Genomic DNA, 15,661 nt, shown 5'->3' with positions numbered 1-15,661 from the left:
TTTCTGTGCCTAGAAGAAGCCCAGCTTCTTCGGCGAGTACGACACCAGGAGGTTCTTCGTCTGCTGGTAGTGCTCCAGCATCATCTTGTGATTCTCCCGGCCGATGCCGGACTGCTTGTAGCCGCCGAACGCCGCGTGCGCGGGGTAGGCGTGGTAGCAGTTCGTCCACACCCGGCCCGCCTGGATCGCGCGGCCCGCGCGATAGGCGGTGTTGATGTCGCGCGTCCACACGCCGGCCCCGAGGCCGTACAGGGTGTCGTTGGCGATCTTGATGGCGTCGTCGAAGTCGTCGAACGACGTGACCGAGACGACCGGGCCGAAGATCTCCTCCTGGAAGATCCGCATACGGTTGTCGCCTTCGAAGATGGTCGGCTGGACGTAATAGCCGCCCTTCAACTCGCCGTCGTAATCGATGCGTTCGCCACCGGTGCGGATCGTGGCGCCTTCCTGCCGGCCGATGTCCAGGTAGGAGAGGATCTTCTCCAACTGGTCGTTGGAGGCCTGCGCGCCGATCATCGTGTCGGTGTCGAGCGGGTGCCCCGGCTTGATCAGCTCGGTGCGGGCGACCGCCGCCTCCATGAACTCGCCGTAGTTCCCGCGCTGTACGAGCGCACGCGACGGACAGGTGCACACCTCGCCCTGGTTGAGCGCGAACATCGTGAAGCCCTCGAGCGCCTTGTCCCGGAAGTCGTCGTTCTGGGACCAGACGTCGTCGAAGAAGATGTTCGGCGACTTGCCGCCCAGCTCCAACGTGACCGGCTTGATGTTCTCGGAGGCGTACTGCATGATCAGCCGGCCCGTCGTGGTCTCGCCGGTGAACGCCACCTTCGCCACGCGCGGACTGGAAGCGAGGGGCTTGCCCGCTTCCACACCGAAGCCGTTGACGATGTTCACGACGCCCGGCGGGAGCAGATCCGCGATCAGACTCATCCAGTAGTGGATGGACGCGGGGGTCTGTTCGGCGGGCTTGATGACGACCGCGTTGCCCGCCGCCAGTGCCGGCGCGAGCTTCCAGACCGCCATCAGGATGGGGAAGTTCCAAGGGATGATCTGCGCGACGACACCGAGCGGCTCGTGGAAGTGGTACGCGACGGTGTCGTCGTCGACCTCGCCGAGTGAGCCCTCCTGGGCACGGATCGCCCCCGCGAAGTACCGGAAGTGGTCGATGGCGAGCGGGATGTCGGCGGCCAGGGTCTCGCGAACCGGCTTGCCGTTCTCCCAGCTCTCGGCGACCGCCAGCTTCTCCAGGTTCGCTTCCATCCGGTCGGCGATCTTGAGCAGGATGTCGCCGCGCGCGGTGACCGAGGTCCGGCCCCAGCCGGGCGCCGCCGCGTGCGCGGCGTCCAAGGCGCGCTCCACGTCCTCGGCGGTACCTCGCGCCACCTCCGTGAACGGCTGTCCGTTCACCGGACTCGGGTTCTCGAAATACTGCCCGCGCGCCGGCGCCACGTACTCGCCGCCGATGAAGTGGTCGTAACGCGCCTGGTAGGAGACGATCGCGCCCTCGGTGCCGGGCGCCGCGTAACGGGTCATGCTGGTCTGCCTCCCGGAGAAGCGCCGCCCGCCGTTGGGCAGCTCTCGCCCCGAGGTTAGAAACGCGGACGTTGCGACGACGTTGCGGACGGGTGCACGTGGCCGCGTCCGCCGAGCCTCGGCGGCATCCATCCGGCGGGTGCGGCCTGTTCGGACTCCACCTCGTCGAGCCGCGCCCGTACCGCGGCCGTCGGTCGTACGGCGGCCAGCGCCCGCCAGACGTCCAGGTCGTCCTCGCCCCACGGGGCGCGCGCCCAGTCCGCCAGCAGGTCGGGGTCACGGCGCGCGATGAGAGCCGTACGCAGTCCGTCGGCGAGCCGGCGCCGGAGGCGCACGACGGCCGGGGCCACCGAACCCGGGAGCAGTGGACCGGCGTACGCGGTCATGGCCCCCGTGATCGCGCCCGAACCGAGCCGACGCTCCACGACAGCGACGTCCGATTCGACCGGCGCCGTGAGCCGGTAGGGGCGCGAGGCCAGCAGGCCGGAATCCAGCAGACGGCGCAGGCGGGTCAGTTCGGCGCGCAGCGTCACCGGCGTCACCGACTCGTCCTCGTACAGCGCGCACAGCAACTCGTCGCCCGTCAGGCCCTCCGGGTGCCTGGAAAGCAGCACCAGGATCTCGCTGTGTCTGCGACTCAGCCCGACCTTGCGCCCTCCCGCGACCAGTTGAGCCTCGTCACGGCCGAGCGCGGTCAGCTCGACCGTGTCCGCCGCCGTTCCCGGCGGTGCGAGCAGCGCCAACTGGGACTCCGCCGCACGTGCCACCGCCTGCACGAAACCGAGACTGTGCGGATGCGCGAGTCCGTCCCCGCCGGTGATGTCGATCGCACCGAGCACCCGGCCGGTGCGAGGGTCGTGCACCGGAGCCGCCGCACACGTCCACGGCTGGACGCGCCGTATGAAGTGTTCGGCCGCGAAGACCTGCACCGGACGGTCGACAGCGACCGCGGTCCCCGGCGCGTTCGTACCGACGGCCGTCTCCGACCATCGGGCACCCGGCACGAAGTTCATCCGCCCCGCCTGGCGTCGGGTCGTCGGATGGCCTTCGACCCACAGCAACCTGCCCTGCTGGTCACAGACCGCGAGAAGATGCTTGCCGTCCGCCGCGAACGTCCCCATGAGCTCGCGGAAGAGCGGCATCACCGCGGCCAGCGGATGCTCCGCCCGGTAGGAGCCCAGATCGCCGTCCGTCAGCTCCACGGTCGCGGTCCCGTCGGGTACGACACCTGCCCGCGCCGAGCGCCGCCACGACTCGGCCACCACGGAGCGCACCGGACGTGGCACCGTGCCCGCCTCGGTGAAAGCCTCGTGCGCCCGGCGCAGGGTGCGCACTCGTTCGACGGGATCGGCACCCGGTTCCAGGGCAACCCATGGATCGGTCATTCGGCCTCCCGGAATGGCGATGCGGCTGGGACCATCGTCACGTCCAGCGAGGATCCGGACAAGCTCTGTGACGGTGCGGCGGTAGTCGGGAGCGGGCGCGCCCGGAAGGGACACGCGAGGGAGGCGGCAAAGGGGCGTTGGCGCTCCGTCGTTCAGAGGCGCAGCGCCGCGGCGGTCTCGCGCAACCGCGCGTGCAGGCCACGATGCGTCTCGCGCGCGGGCAACCACTCCTTGCGGAGCTTCGCGACGCAGGTGTAGTTGGTGTCGCAGACGTTGGCGAGCGGCGATTCGACCGCCTGTGTCGCGAACTGGTACGCGTCCAGTTCGCTGAACCCGTAGTCACGCACCAGCCACCGCACCAGGTCGAGCTGGGAAATGCGGAACGCGTCCTCCAACGGGCGTGCCGAACCGGTCGAGATGATGTGCGTGTCGGACTCGATGCGCGGCCAGGGGGTGGCGATTCCCTTGAGCAGCTCGACGATCACCACCGTGTTCATCGCGCACTCGACCGCCACACCACATGTCTCGCCCTCGCCCTGCCGCGCGTGCCCGTCGCCGAGGCTCAACAGGGCCCCCTCGACGTTCACTCCGAGAAAGCAGGTGACGCCGGCCCGCATCTCCGGCGTGTCCATGTTCCCGCCGTGGGCGTCCGGCACCAACGCCGAGCGCACCTCCAGATTCGCCGGCGCCACCCCGACGGTGCCGTGCATCGGATCCATGGGCAGCTCGATCCGGAGGTCGCTGTCCCGTGCGCGGAAGAGGGCGGTACGCCGCTCCCGGTCGAGCTGCCAGATCCACACCGTCTCCGGCAGCGCCGGCTGCAGCGTGGCCGTGGTGTGGGTGGACGTGAGCGCGCCGAACAGCGGGACCGTGGTCGAGGCCGCCCAGTCGCGGGCCGGCTCGATCGATACGAAGTGCACCGCGACGGTGTCGCCCGGCTCCGCGCCCTCCACGTGGAAGGGGCCGGTCTGCGGATTGAGGAACGGGAACTCGCACACCTCGGACACCAGGTCCTTCTCGGAGCGCACCCGTCCGGCGAAGCAGTCCTCCGTGTACAGATCGAGGACGGTGCCCGGCGCGACGCGTGCCACCGGCGGCGCTCCGCCGAACGTCCACGCGTATTCACCGGGTTCGGGCCGTACGGTCAGGATGTGAGGATCGCTCATGGCTGCGTGGCTCCGCTCTGCCGGGGATCGGGGGACGAGGTCTCGTCGAGGTGGACACGGGCGGTCTCGGCTATGCGCCCGGGGTGCCGGCGCGAGAGGACGATCAGCACCACGACCCCGGTCATCATCCACACCCCGACGACCGGTCCCGCGTACGACACGGGCGCGGTCAGCTCGGAGACGAAGTCGAAGACGGGCAGACCCGCGGCGGTCAACAGGGCCGGGACGAAAGCGACGATGCCCAGCAGTGGGAACACCAGATGCCGTACCGGATGGAACAACTCACGTCTGCGACGCAGGAAGTAGCCCGCGCAGGCGAGATTCACCACGATGTACACACCGATCACGACCGTCACGATCACCGTCGCGAGCAGCAGGAAGGCCGTCACCGGGTCGTAGGCGAAACCGAGCCCGAGCATGGCCGCGACCGCCACGGCGCACTGTATGGCCACTCCGGCGACGGGGGAGCGGTGCCGGGGATGCAGGCGTGCGAACAACTCCGGGAAGACCTTGATCCGGCCCAGGGCGAAGGCCGTCCGGGTGGAGACGGTCGCGCAGGCGTTGGCGTTGGCGATGGTGGAGTTGACCACGGCCAGGAACACGAGCACCCAGAACAGCCCGAACGAGGCGCGGGCCACGCCCTCCCAGGACGCGGCTCCGGAGGCCGAGAAACCCGCGAAACGGTCCGGGCCGACGTACACGGCCATGGCGTAGGTGGTGAGGACGTAGACAAGACCGATCGCCAGTGCCGCACCGAGGACCGCGCGGTGCATGGTCCGGCGCGGATCCTTCGTCTCCTCGGCGAGCGGGGCCGCCGCCTCGAACCCCGCGAAGGCCAGCACGGTGTAGACCGATCCCGCGAACACGCCGCTGACGCCTTCGTACCCCCCGGCGGTGTGTGAGGTCCCGAACACCGACAGGGTGTTGTCACCGCCCGCCTTGACGATCAGCCAGATGGCGAAGACGAGGAAGACCAGTACTTCGAAGATGCCGAGAACGGTCCCGAAGCGGGCTGAGGCACGCACTCCGAAGTACCCCGCCACCGCGATGACCGCGGCGCCGGCGAGTGACCATGGCCACCACAGGTCGTCGGGGTACGAGGACCACTCCTGGTGCAGGGTGCCCGCCGTGGTGAACCCGAGCTGCAGAAGCAGCAGCGGGGGCACCAGTGCTTCGACGAACACGTAGCCCCAGCCGACCAGAAATCCCACGGTCGGGTGCAGTCCCTGCGCCGCGTACGTGGACACCGAACCCGCGGAAGGCAGTTGCCGCGCGAGCTCGGCCACACATGACGCGGTGAACAGGCACGCGACGAGCGCGATCAGCACGGACAGCGGCAGACTGCCGCCCGCGAACGCCGCGCCCGACGGAATGGACGCGGCGACCGCGGCGGCCGGAGCCATGGCCGTGACACTCTGGAACAGGACCTCGCGCAGCCCGATGGCGTCGCGCCGCAGTCCCGGAACCGTCTCCCCCGACATGTGATCCCCCGATCCGCCTGGACACCGAGCCGTCGGCCCGATGGCTGCGCCTCGCGTGAATCACGTTACGGCGCTTGCCGGTTGGGCTGGAAGAGCGAGGCGTGAGTCGGTGGACAAGTCCTGGGCTGTGGACAATCCGGCCACCCGAAGGAAGGAACGGGAGCCCCGCGCCGGGTGCCGCGACCGTGCCTACGACCGTCTCGCGACCGACGACGGATCGTCGAGCACGGTCCGCACCACTGAGTGGGCGGCTCCCAGCAGCGGCCCTTGCGGACCCAGCCGCGAGACGGCCACGGCACAGGCGGGACCCGCCGTGCGTCGCGCCAACTCGTCCTCCAGCGAGGGCAGCAGCCACGGCGCGAGGCCGGACAGTGCTCCGCCCAGCACGACGGTCTCCGGGTCGAGCAGGTTGACAGCCCCGGTCAGCGCGATGCCGAGCGCGGTTCCGGCGTCGCGCAGGGCACGTCGAACCTCTTCGTCGCCTCGGGCGGCCCGCTCGGCCAGTACCCCGACGCGGTCGCCCCCCGGTTCCAGACCGGCCGCGCGCAGGACGGCCTCCTCGCCCGCGTACTGTTCGAGGCATCCGCGTCCGCCGCACGGACACTCAGGTCCGTCCGGACGCACCGGCACATGGCCCAGCTCGCCCGCGAAACCCCGTGTTCCACGCAGCAGACGTCCGTCCACGAGCACCGCCGCGCCGATGCCGATCTCCGCCGACACGTGCAGGAAGTCGCGGGCGGTCGTCTCGCCGAGCCAGAGTTCGGCGAGACCGCCGAAGTTGGCCTCGTTGTCCACGGCCGGTGTCAGTTCGGCGGGCAGCAGCGCACCGAGGTCCGTGTCGTGCCAGTCGAGGTTGGGGGCGCGGACCACGGTCCGGGCGTCGCGTGCCACCAGGCCGGGCACGGCGACCGCGAGGCCCGCGGGCCACAGTCCCTCACGCTCGGCCTCGGCGACGACCTGACGGACCAGCGCGGTGAGTTCCCTGATCACGGGCCCGGGGGGACGACCCCGGTTCGTGCCGTGCCGTACCGCACGGGCCCGTACGTCTCCGCGCAGATCGACCGCGCACGCCGCCAGATGGTCGACGCCCACTTCCGCGCCGATCCCGGCGGGTCCGTGTCCGCTGACCGCGAGGGCCGAGCCGGGGCGCCCCACTCGGCCGGGACGCTCGGGGCCGAGCTCGTCGAGGAGTCCGGTACGGATCAGCTCGTCGACCAGGGTGGAGACGGCCGCCCGGGTCAGACCGATGCGCGAGGCGACGGCGGCACGCGACAGTGGCCCCTCGGCTCTCACGGTATGCATGACCCGGGAGAGGTTGCGGCGGCGCATGCCCTGTTGGGTGTCGGGCAGGCGACGGCCGGAACCGGCCGGGTGTGCCTCGTGCGGCGGTGCGGTCATGCCTCCGTCAGTCCTCGTCCGGCCGGTCCCCGTGGGGCTGGTGCTGGTCTGCGCGTGGTCAGTTCCTGTTCGACTCCCGTTCCAGTAGCGGGGCCGCGTCGGAGAGTACCCCGGCGATCCTCGCGAGTGTCTCCTCGTCCCGTTCCAGGGCATCGAGCACCGGGCCGTGGGCCGTACCCCAGCGCCGGGCGACCGCGGCCGGATCCTCGCCGGTGAGCAGACCCGCGGCCTGCGCGGCGGCGCCCAGCGCGACCAGTTCCCTGGCTTCGGGCACCTGGACCGGACGTCCCGACAGCCGGCGTACCGTCTGCTGCCAGGCCGTGCCGCGGGCACCCCCGCCGATGAGAAGCAGCGGTGCGGAACGATCGGCGTCCGCGTCGAGCACCAGGTCCAGGGCGCCGAGGAGCGAGTGGACCGCCCCGTCGTACGCCGCCTGGAGGAGCTGTCCGCCCGTCGTGTCGTGCCGCAGCCCGTGCAGCAGGCCCGAGGCGTGCGGCAGGTCGGGGGTGCGCTCGCCGTCCAGGTAGGGGAGCAGGGTCACGCCCGCGCCGGGTTCCACGGCCTCCCGGTCGAGCCCCAGCAGGGCCGCGACGCGGTCGACGGCGAGGGTGCAGTTCAGGGTGCAGGCCAGCGGAAGCCAGTCGCCGCGCGCGTCGGCGAAGCCCGCGACGGTACCCGTCGGATCCGCGGGGCGCCGCGTCGAGACGGCGTACACGGTGCCCGAGGTGCCGAGACTCAGCACCGCGGTGCCGGGGCGCAGTCCGAGGCCGAGCGCGGCGGCCGCGTTGTCACCGGTGCCGGTGGCGACCAGCGTGCCCCGGGAAAAGGGCAGCTCCTCGCGGGCGTGCACGGTTCCCGCCACCTCGCCCGGGCGGACGACGCGCGGGAGCAGGGCGGGGTCGAGGCCGATGTGGGCGAGGACCTCCTCGTCGTACGCCTCCGACCCGGAGGCCCACCAGCCCGTGCCCGAGGCGTCGCCACGGTCGGTCGTGGCCTCTCCGGTGAGGCGTTCGGTGAGGTAGTCGTGCGGCAGCCGTACGGCTGCGGTGGCGCGGACGGCGTCCGGTTCGTTCTCGGCCAGCCAGGCCCACTTCGTGACCGTGATGGAGGGGCCGGGCACGGTGCCGGTGCGCTCGGCCCAGGTCTTCGGGCCGCCCAGCTCGTCGATCAGCCGACGGGCCTGGGGCGCCGAGCGCACGTCGTTCCACAGCAGTGCCGGGCGTACCGGATCACCCTGGGCGTCCAGGGTGACGAGCCCGTGCTGCTGGCCGCCGATCGAGACCGCCGCGGCCTCGTGGGCCGCGTCGCCGCACTGGTGCAGCGCCGCGCGGAGCGCGTCCCACCACTGGCGCGGATCGCTCTCGCGGCCCGCTCCGGTGGAGATCGTGTGCGGCGCCTGCCCGCTCGCCACCACCCGTCCGGTCGATGCGTCGACGACCAGGACCTTGGTGGACTGGGTGGATGTGTCCACCCCGACGACGAGCGGACCCTCGGCTGCTGACATCGGGCTCTCCCTCTTCCGCGGCTCCGCGGGATCTGTCCTGATGGTGGGCTTTTGGACCGGCGCGGCCCAGCTTTCACACTTCGTCTCTTCCCAGGGACGCCTTCGCATACTAATTTGTTAACCGCCATGACGAAATAGTCGGAGCTAGCAAGGAGCCGCGGCATGAACTACCAGCCCACCCCCGAGGACAGGTTCACCTTCGGCCTGTGGACCGTCGGCTGGCAGGGGAGGGACCCGTTCGGCGACGCCACCCGGCGCGCCCTCGACCCGGTCGAGTCGGTGCAGCGCCTGGCCGACATGGGTGCCTACGGTGTGACCTTCCATGACGACGACCTGATCCCCTTCGGGTCCTCGGACAGTGAGCGCGAGTCGCACATCAAGCGGTTCCGCCAGGCCCTGGACGCGACCGGCATGCGGGTGCCGATGGCCACCACCAACCTCTTCACGCACCCCGTCTTCAAGGACGGCGCGTTCACCGCGAACGACCGGGACGTGCGCCGCTACGCGCTGCGCAAGACGATCCGCAACATCGACCTGGCGGTCGAGCTGGGCGCCCAGACGTACGTCGCCTGGGGTGGCCGTGAAGGTGCGGAGTCAGGCGCCGCCAAGGACGTACGTGTCGCCCTCGACCGCATGAAGGAGGCCTTCGACCTCCTCGGCGAGTACGTGATCGCCCAGGGCTACGACCTCAAGTTCGCGATCGAGCCGAAGCCGAACGAGCCGCGCGGCGACATCCTGCTGCCCACCGTCGGTCACGCGCTCGCGTTCATCGAGCGGCTGGAACGCCCGGAGATGTACGGCGTGAACCCCGAGGTCGGCCACGAGCAGATGGCCGGGCTCAACTTCCCGCACGGCATCGCGCAGGCACTGTGGGCGGGCAAGCTCTTCCACATCGACCTCAACGGCCAGACCGGCATCAAGTACGACCAGGACCTGCGCTTCGGGGCCGGCGACCTGCGCTCCGCGTTCTGGCTGGTCGACCTCTTGGAGAGCGCCGGATACGCGGGACCCAAGCACTTCGACTTCAAGCCGCCGCGCACCGAGGACCTCGACGGAGTGTGGGACTCCGCGGCGGGCTGCATGCGCAACTACCTGATCCTGCGGGAGCGGTCGGCCGCCTTCCGGGCCGACCCCGAGGTCCAGGAGGCGCTGCGTGCCTCGCGCCTGGACGAACTGACGCAGCCCACCGCGGCTGACGGCCTGCAGGCGCTGCTCGAGGACCGTGCGGCCTTCGAGGAGTTCGACGTGGAGGCGGCTGCCGTGCGCGGCATGGCCTTCGAGCGGCTCGACCAGCTCGCCATGGATCACCTGCTCGGCGCACGGGGCTGATCGACGCGTCGGTGAGGCGTGAGGCCCGCTCCCTGGTGCTGCGGGCCCGCGCCCTCCGGTGCGGATCTCCGCGGGATTCCCCGGAATCATGCGGTCCAGGGCATGAGTCCGTATCAACTTGCGCGCGGGGGTCGCCTTGTGACCGGTTCGAGGTGACTCTGGACGGTATGGCCATGCCGCCCTTACCGCCCCAGCCCCCTCGGCCGCCGGAGAACACACCGCCATCAGGAGGCGGTGGATTTGGTCCGCCGCCCGAAGGCTACGTGCCCTCGTCCGGCGGCCATGGCTCCCCTTCGGGAGGTTACGGCCCCCCGTCACAGGACGGTGGCGGCGGCTGGCACCCCCCGCCACCGCCTCCCGCGCCGCCCGGTGGCCCTGGAGGGCATCGTGGAGGGCGGCGCCGTAGCCCCCTGCTCCTGGTGCTCGTCGCGGTCGTGGTCCTCGCAGCCGTCGTCGCCGTGATCCTTTCGGCCGGCGGCGGCAGCGACAAGCCCGACAGGAAGGGGCCCACCGAGAGCGGTAGCGGCACGAAGAATTCTCCTTCGCCCTCACTGAGCCTCCCGTCCGAGCTGCCCAGTGAACTGCCAAGTGCGCTGCCCTCGGAGTTTCCGTCGGAGCTGCCGAGCGGTCTGCTCAGCGATCTACCGAGCGGTCTCCAGTCACTCGTCCCCCATCTGGCCAACGACGAAGTGCCGTACTACATGTTGGGAACAGGCGACTGTTTCGACAGCAGCGCGGCCCGGCCCGGTCAGGCCGTCAAGCGCTCGTGCGGCGCACCGCACGACGCGGAAGTCGTCAAAGTGAGCGAGCTCAACGGGACCTACTCCACGGACGCCGCTCTCAAGAAGGCCGCCTCGGCCCTCTGCGCAGCACCCCTGGAACGCAAGGCGGCACAGCAGCCGGCGGGCACCGTCCGCGGCACCCTCGTGCAGTACCCGGATTCCAGCACCTACAGGACAGGCATCGACAAGGTTGCCTGCAGTCTGGCCGCGGACATCGGCGACGGCACGCACAGGCTCACCGCACCACTGGTGTGACCGGTACGCACGCGTGGCCGCCGTTCGCGCCTCACGCGCGCGTGTCGTACGAAAGCGATCCTGAGGTCTGGATCGGGTAGGCAGTCGCGCGGACGCACGGCCTCGACGCGAAGGGGGACGCCAGCGTGGCACGCGCGCGTGCGAGTGCCTCCTTCCCCACGATCCACTCGTCCTCGAGCACGGACAGCGCCACGGCTCCGCCGAACCACCAGGCACGCACTGCGAGCGTCAGTTCCTGGCGGTCCCGACCCGATCCACGGGCGGTCGTCCGGGTCGTTCGGCCAGTCCGGGAAGGACGGGCAGGGGAGGCAGGATGCCACCGGCCGCGGGTACGCCGCCGCACTGAAACGGCTCACCCCGCACCCGGGGTGCAGGTAGCCCCCCTGTGCGTGCGGGGGAAGCCTCCGTACCTATCCGGGTGATGGCGCCATGGCTGCCGATGGGCCCCGATTCGTACGTTTCATCAGGTCAGCCCATACCTGAGAGAACCGGAGACCCCACCATGCCCGACACCGCCGCAGCCGTCGCGGAACACCCTCCGGGGGTAGACGTCGGGCAGTCCCCCGGAAGCGGGTTCGCGCCTCTTCTGCGCGTCGTCAGGAATCAGGGTCTCCTGGAGCGGCGCCGCGGCTGGTACGCGCTCACGATCACCGTGAACACGCTCTTCCTGGCCGCGATCGTGACCGGCGTCGTTCTGCTCGGTGACACATGGTGGACGACGCTCCTCGCCCCGCCGCTCGCCGTGTTCTCGGCCCGGACGGCCTTCATAGGCCACGACGCGGGCCACTCCCAGATCACCGCCGGCAAGAGGACCGGCCGCGTGATCGGCCTGATCCACGGCAACCTGCTCCTGGGGATGAGCTATGGCTGGTGGAACGACAAGCACAACCGGCACCACGCCAACCCCAACCACATCGACAAGGACCCCGACGTCGTCGCCGACGTCCTGGTCTTCACCGGTGAGCAGGCCAAGGAGCGGGTCGGTTTCCGGCGCTGGCTCACCCGCAACCAGGCCTGGCTCTTCTTCCCGCTCACCCTTCTGGAGGGTGTCGCTCTGAAGGTCCACGGCTTCCGGGACCTGCGGAGGCAGACGCCGCGCGAGCGGGCGGTGGAGGCCCTGCTGCTGGTGGCGCACGTCGCGGCGTACGCGACGCTGCTGCTCACCTCCATGTCCATGGGCAGGGCGCTGGTCTTCGCCGTACTGCACCAGGCGCTGTTCGGCCTGCACCTGGGCATGGCCTTCGCGCCGAACCACAAGGGCATGGAGATGCCCGACCCGGACGGTGAACGCTGGGGCCATCTGCAACGCCAGGTGCTCACCTCGCGCAACATTCGCGGCGCTGTCCTGACTGACTGGTTCCTCGGCGGCCTCAATTACCAGATCGAGCATCACTTGTTCCCGAGCATGCCCCGGCCCCATCTGAGGCGCGCCCAGCCACTGGTACGCGCACACTGTCGGGAACTGGGTATCCCCTATGCGGAAACGGGGCTCGTCGACTCCTACCGGCAGGCCCTGCGTCACATGTACGAGGTCGGTGAGCCGCTCAGGGCCGAGTAGTCGCGGAAGGACTCGGGGCGGCGGAAGGACTCAGGGGCGAGTAAGGGAGCGACTCAGGGATGTCTCCGGGTCGCGCACTGGAACCGCGGACGGCGCGGACCCGTTTTCAGGACAGAGAGCGGCAGTAGCCGCGAAGGAGGCGACATATGTCGAAGAACGCGAAGATCGCCGCAGGGGGTGTGGCGGTCGGCCTCATCCTGCTGATCTGGCTGCCCTGGTGGGCTTCCTTCCTGATTGTGGTGGGAGTTCCCGCGGCCGCGTACCTGACGCTGGACCCCTCACAGCGGCGCCGGCTGCGCCGCATCACCCGCAAGGAGATCGGACGCTGAGCGCGGCCGGGCCGGTGCGGCCCGGCCCGGCGCGACCCCGCCCGGCGTAGCGGGAGACGGTCACGCCGCCGGAGGCGGACCCGGCGGCCGTACGGCCCGCGGGCGGCGGCACGCACCGTTCGCGGTGGTCGGGCGGCGCGGTGCTCAGCTGGGGCGAACGGCCATCTTGTCGAGGGCTTCCAGAAGACCGGGCAGTTCGGGACCGCGTCCGACGGGCAGGACCTCACCGGGTTCGTCGTCCAGGAGGACGAACGCGATGTCGTCGGTCCGGGCGACCATCGACCAGCCCGGGCCGTCGGCCCGCAGGGTCCGGGCATCGCCGGTGGCGAACGACGAGCGCACACGGCCGGGTGGCGGTGGCGTGTCCACGTACGACCGCGCCTCCGCGAGCACCCGGCGGATACCGCTGCGGTTCCTGCCGTCGCTCGACGACTTGTCCTGAGGCGGGTTCTCTTCCTGAGCCTTGTCCGCCGCCTCAGTCTTGCTCTCCGCCGTGACGAACTCGTCGTCGTCGACCTGCTCCCGCCAGGTCGCCCACTGCAGGGCGATCTCGTCGGCGCCGAGACGTCGTTGCGCCGGTCCCCAGCCGGTGGTGTCCGGAGGGCTGAGCGGCGCCCGCTCCGCGAGTTCGGGCGCGGGGTCGTGCGGGGCGGGAACCCCGGGCGCCGCGACAGCGACCGCGAGGGGCCATCCGGGCAGCGCGCAGACGACCGTCCGCTCGTCGGGGGAGAGCTCGTGCTCCATGCCGCAGTCCCAGGACGCGATGGCGACGGCGACCAACGAGACATCGTCGATGACGACCGTCCACCGCGCGCCGTCGCCGTCCTGACCGAGCACGATCCCGTACCCGTCGGACAGGGGAGCCAGATCCAGCGCCGCACAGGCCTCCGGGTAGTCGTCCCCCAGCACGCTCGGGAACTTCGCGGGCGTCAGCAGCACCGCCGTCAGCACATACAGCGCGTCGTCGTCCCCGGTGGCGACGGCGTCATCGTCCGTCCCGGCCATCCCAACCTCCCCATCGCTACGTTTGTCGGCGCACCTTAGTGCGACCGGAAGGTGCTTGTCACGGGCCCGAAGCCCACGCGGAGCTGCAGTTATCCGGCTGGACAGGGGCGAAACGACCGTCACGCCCCTGGCTTTCAGCCGGTTGGAAGACCGAGCAGCGTCCGCGCCACGGTACGGGGTGACTCGTCACGCTCGCGGGCCAGGGCGATGACGGCGCGGCAGGCCAGTTCGTTCACCCCGAACGAGAGTGCCTCGGGCGACACCCAGGTCGCGGCTTCGTCGATCCGCTCCTGGTCGTCCTCCGCACACGCCGACACGTACGCGGCGGCGGCCTCGAACAGGTTGTGCGCACGCTTCTCGGGGCGCTGCCTCGCAGGCCGTCGGCCCCCGGTTCCCTCGGCCGTCCTGGGGCCCCACAACCTGCGGTATCTGGCGAACATGCCGGACATCGGACCGCCTTCCCCTGCGGGCTCGTCATCGCTGACCGTTCCGGTGCTGCTACTCAACGTAGAGTTGAAGCCTCGGCGGCAGAAGGGGGACGGCTCGGTGAAGCGCTACGAACGACTCGAGCGGATTCGGCGGATGGACCCGCGCGAAGAGGCGTCGGAGATCTACCGGCTCAGTTCCGTCTATGAGTTCCCCTGGGACCTCGCCCGCGCCCTGGAGCTGGCCCTCTACCGCACGTACGCCGTCCCCGGCATCGGCCGGCTGCTCGCCGAGACCGCGGAACTCACCGACCGCACACAGAAGCGGTACGACGACACAGCGCTGCTTCTGGACACCGTCGTCGAGCACGGCTTCGGCTCCGAGGAGGGGCGCACCGCGATCCGGCGCATCAACCAGATGCACCGCAGCTACGACATCGGCAACGCGGACATGCGGTACGTGCTCTGCACCTTCGTGGTCGTGCCCAAACGGTGGATCGACGCCTACGGGTGGCGCAGGATGTCACGGCACGAGATCGTCGCGTCCGCCGTCCACTACGGCACTCTGGGGCGGTACATGGGCATCGAGGACATTCCGGAGACGTACGAGGAGTTCGAGGCATGCCTCGACGCTTACGAAGAGGCCCATTTCGGGTGGAACGAGGGCGCGCGTCGCGTCTCCGACGCGACCCTCGACCTGATGGCCTCCTGGTACCCGCGCCCCTTGGCGCCCCTGCTCCGTGCCTCGACGATGGCGCTGCTCGACGAACCGCTGCTGCGGGCGTTCCGGTACGAGCCGCCGGGTGCCGCCACCCGCGTGCTGGTGCGCGGTGCGGTCCGGGCGCGCGGCCGTCTGGTCCGGCTGCTGCCGCCCCGCCGGGCCCCGCACTACGCACGGCAGAACCGGGAGATCAAGGGTTACCCGAACGGCTACCGCGTCGCCGAACTGGGGACGTGTCCGGTGCCAGGTGTGCGCGGCTGTCCCGCCTCACCCGTCACGCGCGTCGAGTGAGGCGACCGTGGTCCGCAGCCAGGACAGTTCGGCCACACCCGTGGCCCGGGCGATGGTGAGGACGCCGCGTCCGTAGGGGTCGTCCAGTTCCTCGGCACGCAGCGGCCGGTCGCCTTCGGAGAGGAAGCTCGCCGGCTCTTCCAGGAAGGTGAGCCTGCGGTGCAGTGTGCGTTTGCCGTCCTCGGTGAGTGTCAGGACCTGCCGGGGGGGCGGCCACGGCGCCCGGCTCCGTCGTCCGCGACGGCATGCCCGCCATCTCCAGTGATCGCGGGATACTACGACGCTCGCGCGGGGCACCACGCCCACCATGCGCGACCTGCTGGAGCGGTCGACGGTGGCCCGTGTCCGCCTCCAAGGGGAACTGAGCGGCGAACCGGGCGACAGAAAAGGGTTGGAGGCCGCCGGTGTGAGCGTGGTGAGCGTCCCCCGGGCGGGGCACACCATCATGCTCGACATCCCCGACGCCTTCGTGGCCGGGATCGCCGCGACGGTGTGAGGT

The 15,661-nt window shown here is 70.6% G+C and carries 14 protein-coding genes and 1 pseudogene; 6 read left to right on the top strand and 9 right to left on the bottom strand.

The annotated features are described in order from the left end of the window. Nucleotides 1–9: 9 nt before the first annotated feature. From ABZV34_RS20445 to xylB, 6 genes are all read right to left on the bottom strand, one after another. Nucleotides 10–1,533 (bottom strand): aldehyde dehydrogenase family protein, encoded by a 1,524-nt coding sequence (locus tag ABZV34_RS20445; protein ID WP_356278259.1) that lies wholly within the window; start codon nt 1,531–1,533, stop codon nt 10–12. A 56-nt stretch (nt 1,534–1,589) separates the two neighbouring features. After that, nucleotides 1,590–2,918, bottom strand: a complete 1,329-nt coding sequence (locus tag ABZV34_RS20440; protein ID WP_356278256.1) for a GAF domain-containing protein — start codon at nt 2,916–2,918, stop codon at nt 1,590–1,592. 152 nt (nt 2,919–3,070) lie between these two features. Next, nucleotides 3,071–4,084, bottom strand: a complete 1,014-nt coding sequence (locus ABZV34_RS20435) for an acetamidase/formamidase family protein (RefSeq protein ID WP_356278253.1) — start codon at nt 4,082–4,084, stop codon at nt 3,071–3,073. Beyond that, nucleotides 4,081–5,565: an APC family permease gene (locus tag ABZV34_RS20430; RefSeq protein ID WP_356278250.1), complete on the bottom strand. Its 1,485-nt coding sequence runs from the start codon at nt 5,563–5,565 to the stop codon at nt 4,081–4,083. The genes ABZV34_RS20435 and ABZV34_RS20430 overlap by 4 nt, the downstream gene beginning before the upstream one ends. A gap of 189 nt (nt 5,566–5,754) precedes the next feature. Then, nucleotides 5,755–6,963 carry an ROK family transcriptional regulator gene (locus tag ABZV34_RS20425; protein ID WP_356278248.1) on the bottom strand — a complete coding sequence of 403 codons (1,209 nt, stop codon included), beginning with the start codon at nt 6,961–6,963 and terminating at the stop codon, nt 5,755–5,757. A gap of 58 nt (nt 6,964–7,021) precedes the next feature. Beyond that, a complete protein-coding gene (xylB, locus tag ABZV34_RS20420) occupies nt 7,022–8,467 on the bottom strand; it encodes a xylulokinase (protein ID WP_356278245.1) in 1,446 nt (481 codons plus the stop codon). A 162-nt stretch (nt 8,468–8,629) separates the two neighbouring features. Between xylB and xylA the strand changes: the two genes are divergently transcribed. The 4 genes from xylA to ABZV34_RS20400 all read left to right on the top strand — a co-directional run bounded on the left by xylA (nt 8,630) and on the right by ABZV34_RS20400 (nt 12,720). After that, nucleotides 8,630–9,796 (top strand): xylose isomerase, encoded by a 1,167-nt coding sequence (gene xylA / locus ABZV34_RS20415; protein WP_356278243.1) that lies wholly within the window; start codon nt 8,630–8,632, stop codon nt 9,794–9,796. Between the two features lie 419 nt (nt 9,797–10,215). Continuing rightward, entirely contained in the window at nt 10,216–10,833 is a 618-nt protein-coding gene (locus ABZV34_RS20410; RefSeq protein WP_356278240.1) for a hypothetical protein, read from the top strand. Between the two features lie 502 nt (nt 10,834–11,335). Continuing rightward, on the top strand, nt 11,336–12,391 hold the full coding sequence (locus tag ABZV34_RS20405; protein WP_356278237.1) for an acyl-CoA desaturase: 1,056 nt from the start codon (nt 11,336–11,338) through the stop codon (nt 12,389–12,391). Between the two features lie 146 nt (nt 12,392–12,537). Then, nucleotides 12,538–12,720 carry a hypothetical protein gene (locus ABZV34_RS20400; RefSeq protein ID WP_356278235.1) on the top strand — a complete coding sequence of 61 codons (183 nt, stop codon included), beginning with the start codon at nt 12,538–12,540 and terminating at the stop codon, nt 12,718–12,720. A 144-nt stretch (nt 12,721–12,864) separates the two neighbouring features. Here the strand turns inward: ABZV34_RS20400 and ABZV34_RS20395 are convergent, their stop codons facing one another. Both ABZV34_RS20395 and ABZV34_RS20390 read right to left on the bottom strand, forming a co-directional pair. Beyond that, nucleotides 12,865–13,725, bottom strand: a complete 861-nt coding sequence (locus ABZV34_RS20395) for a hypothetical protein (RefSeq protein WP_356278232.1) — start codon at nt 13,723–13,725, stop codon at nt 12,865–12,867. A 134-nt stretch (nt 13,726–13,859) separates the two neighbouring features. After that, nucleotides 13,860–14,174, bottom strand: a complete 315-nt coding sequence (locus tag ABZV34_RS20390; protein WP_356278229.1) for a hypothetical protein — start codon at nt 14,172–14,174, stop codon at nt 13,860–13,862. Between the two features lie 97 nt (nt 14,175–14,271). Here ABZV34_RS20390 and ABZV34_RS20385 point away from each other — a divergent pair, with 97 nt between their 5' ends. Beyond that, entirely contained in the window at nt 14,272–15,162 is an 891-nt protein-coding gene (locus tag ABZV34_RS20385) for an oxygenase MpaB family protein (protein ID WP_356278226.1), read from the top strand. Here the strand turns inward: ABZV34_RS20385 and ABZV34_RS20380 are convergent. Then, nucleotides 15,139–15,424 (bottom strand): annotated as a pseudogene (locus tag ABZV34_RS20380) (PadR family transcriptional regulator); the annotation flags it as partial. The gene ABZV34_RS20385 and the pseudogene ABZV34_RS20380 sit on opposite strands and share 24 nt — an antisense overlap. A 45-nt stretch (nt 15,425–15,469) precedes the next feature. Here ABZV34_RS20380 and ABZV34_RS20375 point away from each other — a divergent pair. After that, a complete protein-coding gene (locus ABZV34_RS20375; protein ID WP_356278321.1) occupies nt 15,470–15,658 on the top strand; it encodes a hypothetical protein in 189 nt (62 codons plus the stop codon). Nucleotides 15,659–15,661: the final 3 nt, after the last annotated feature.

This window comes from Streptomyces sp. NPDC005195 (assembly GCF_040608315.1).
Lineage (GTDB): Bacteria > Actinomycetota > Actinomycetes > Streptomycetales > Streptomycetaceae > Streptomyces > Streptomyces kaempferi.
Note: the sequence above shows the minus strand (reverse complement) of the source record. Positions and strands in the feature narration are given on the sequence as shown.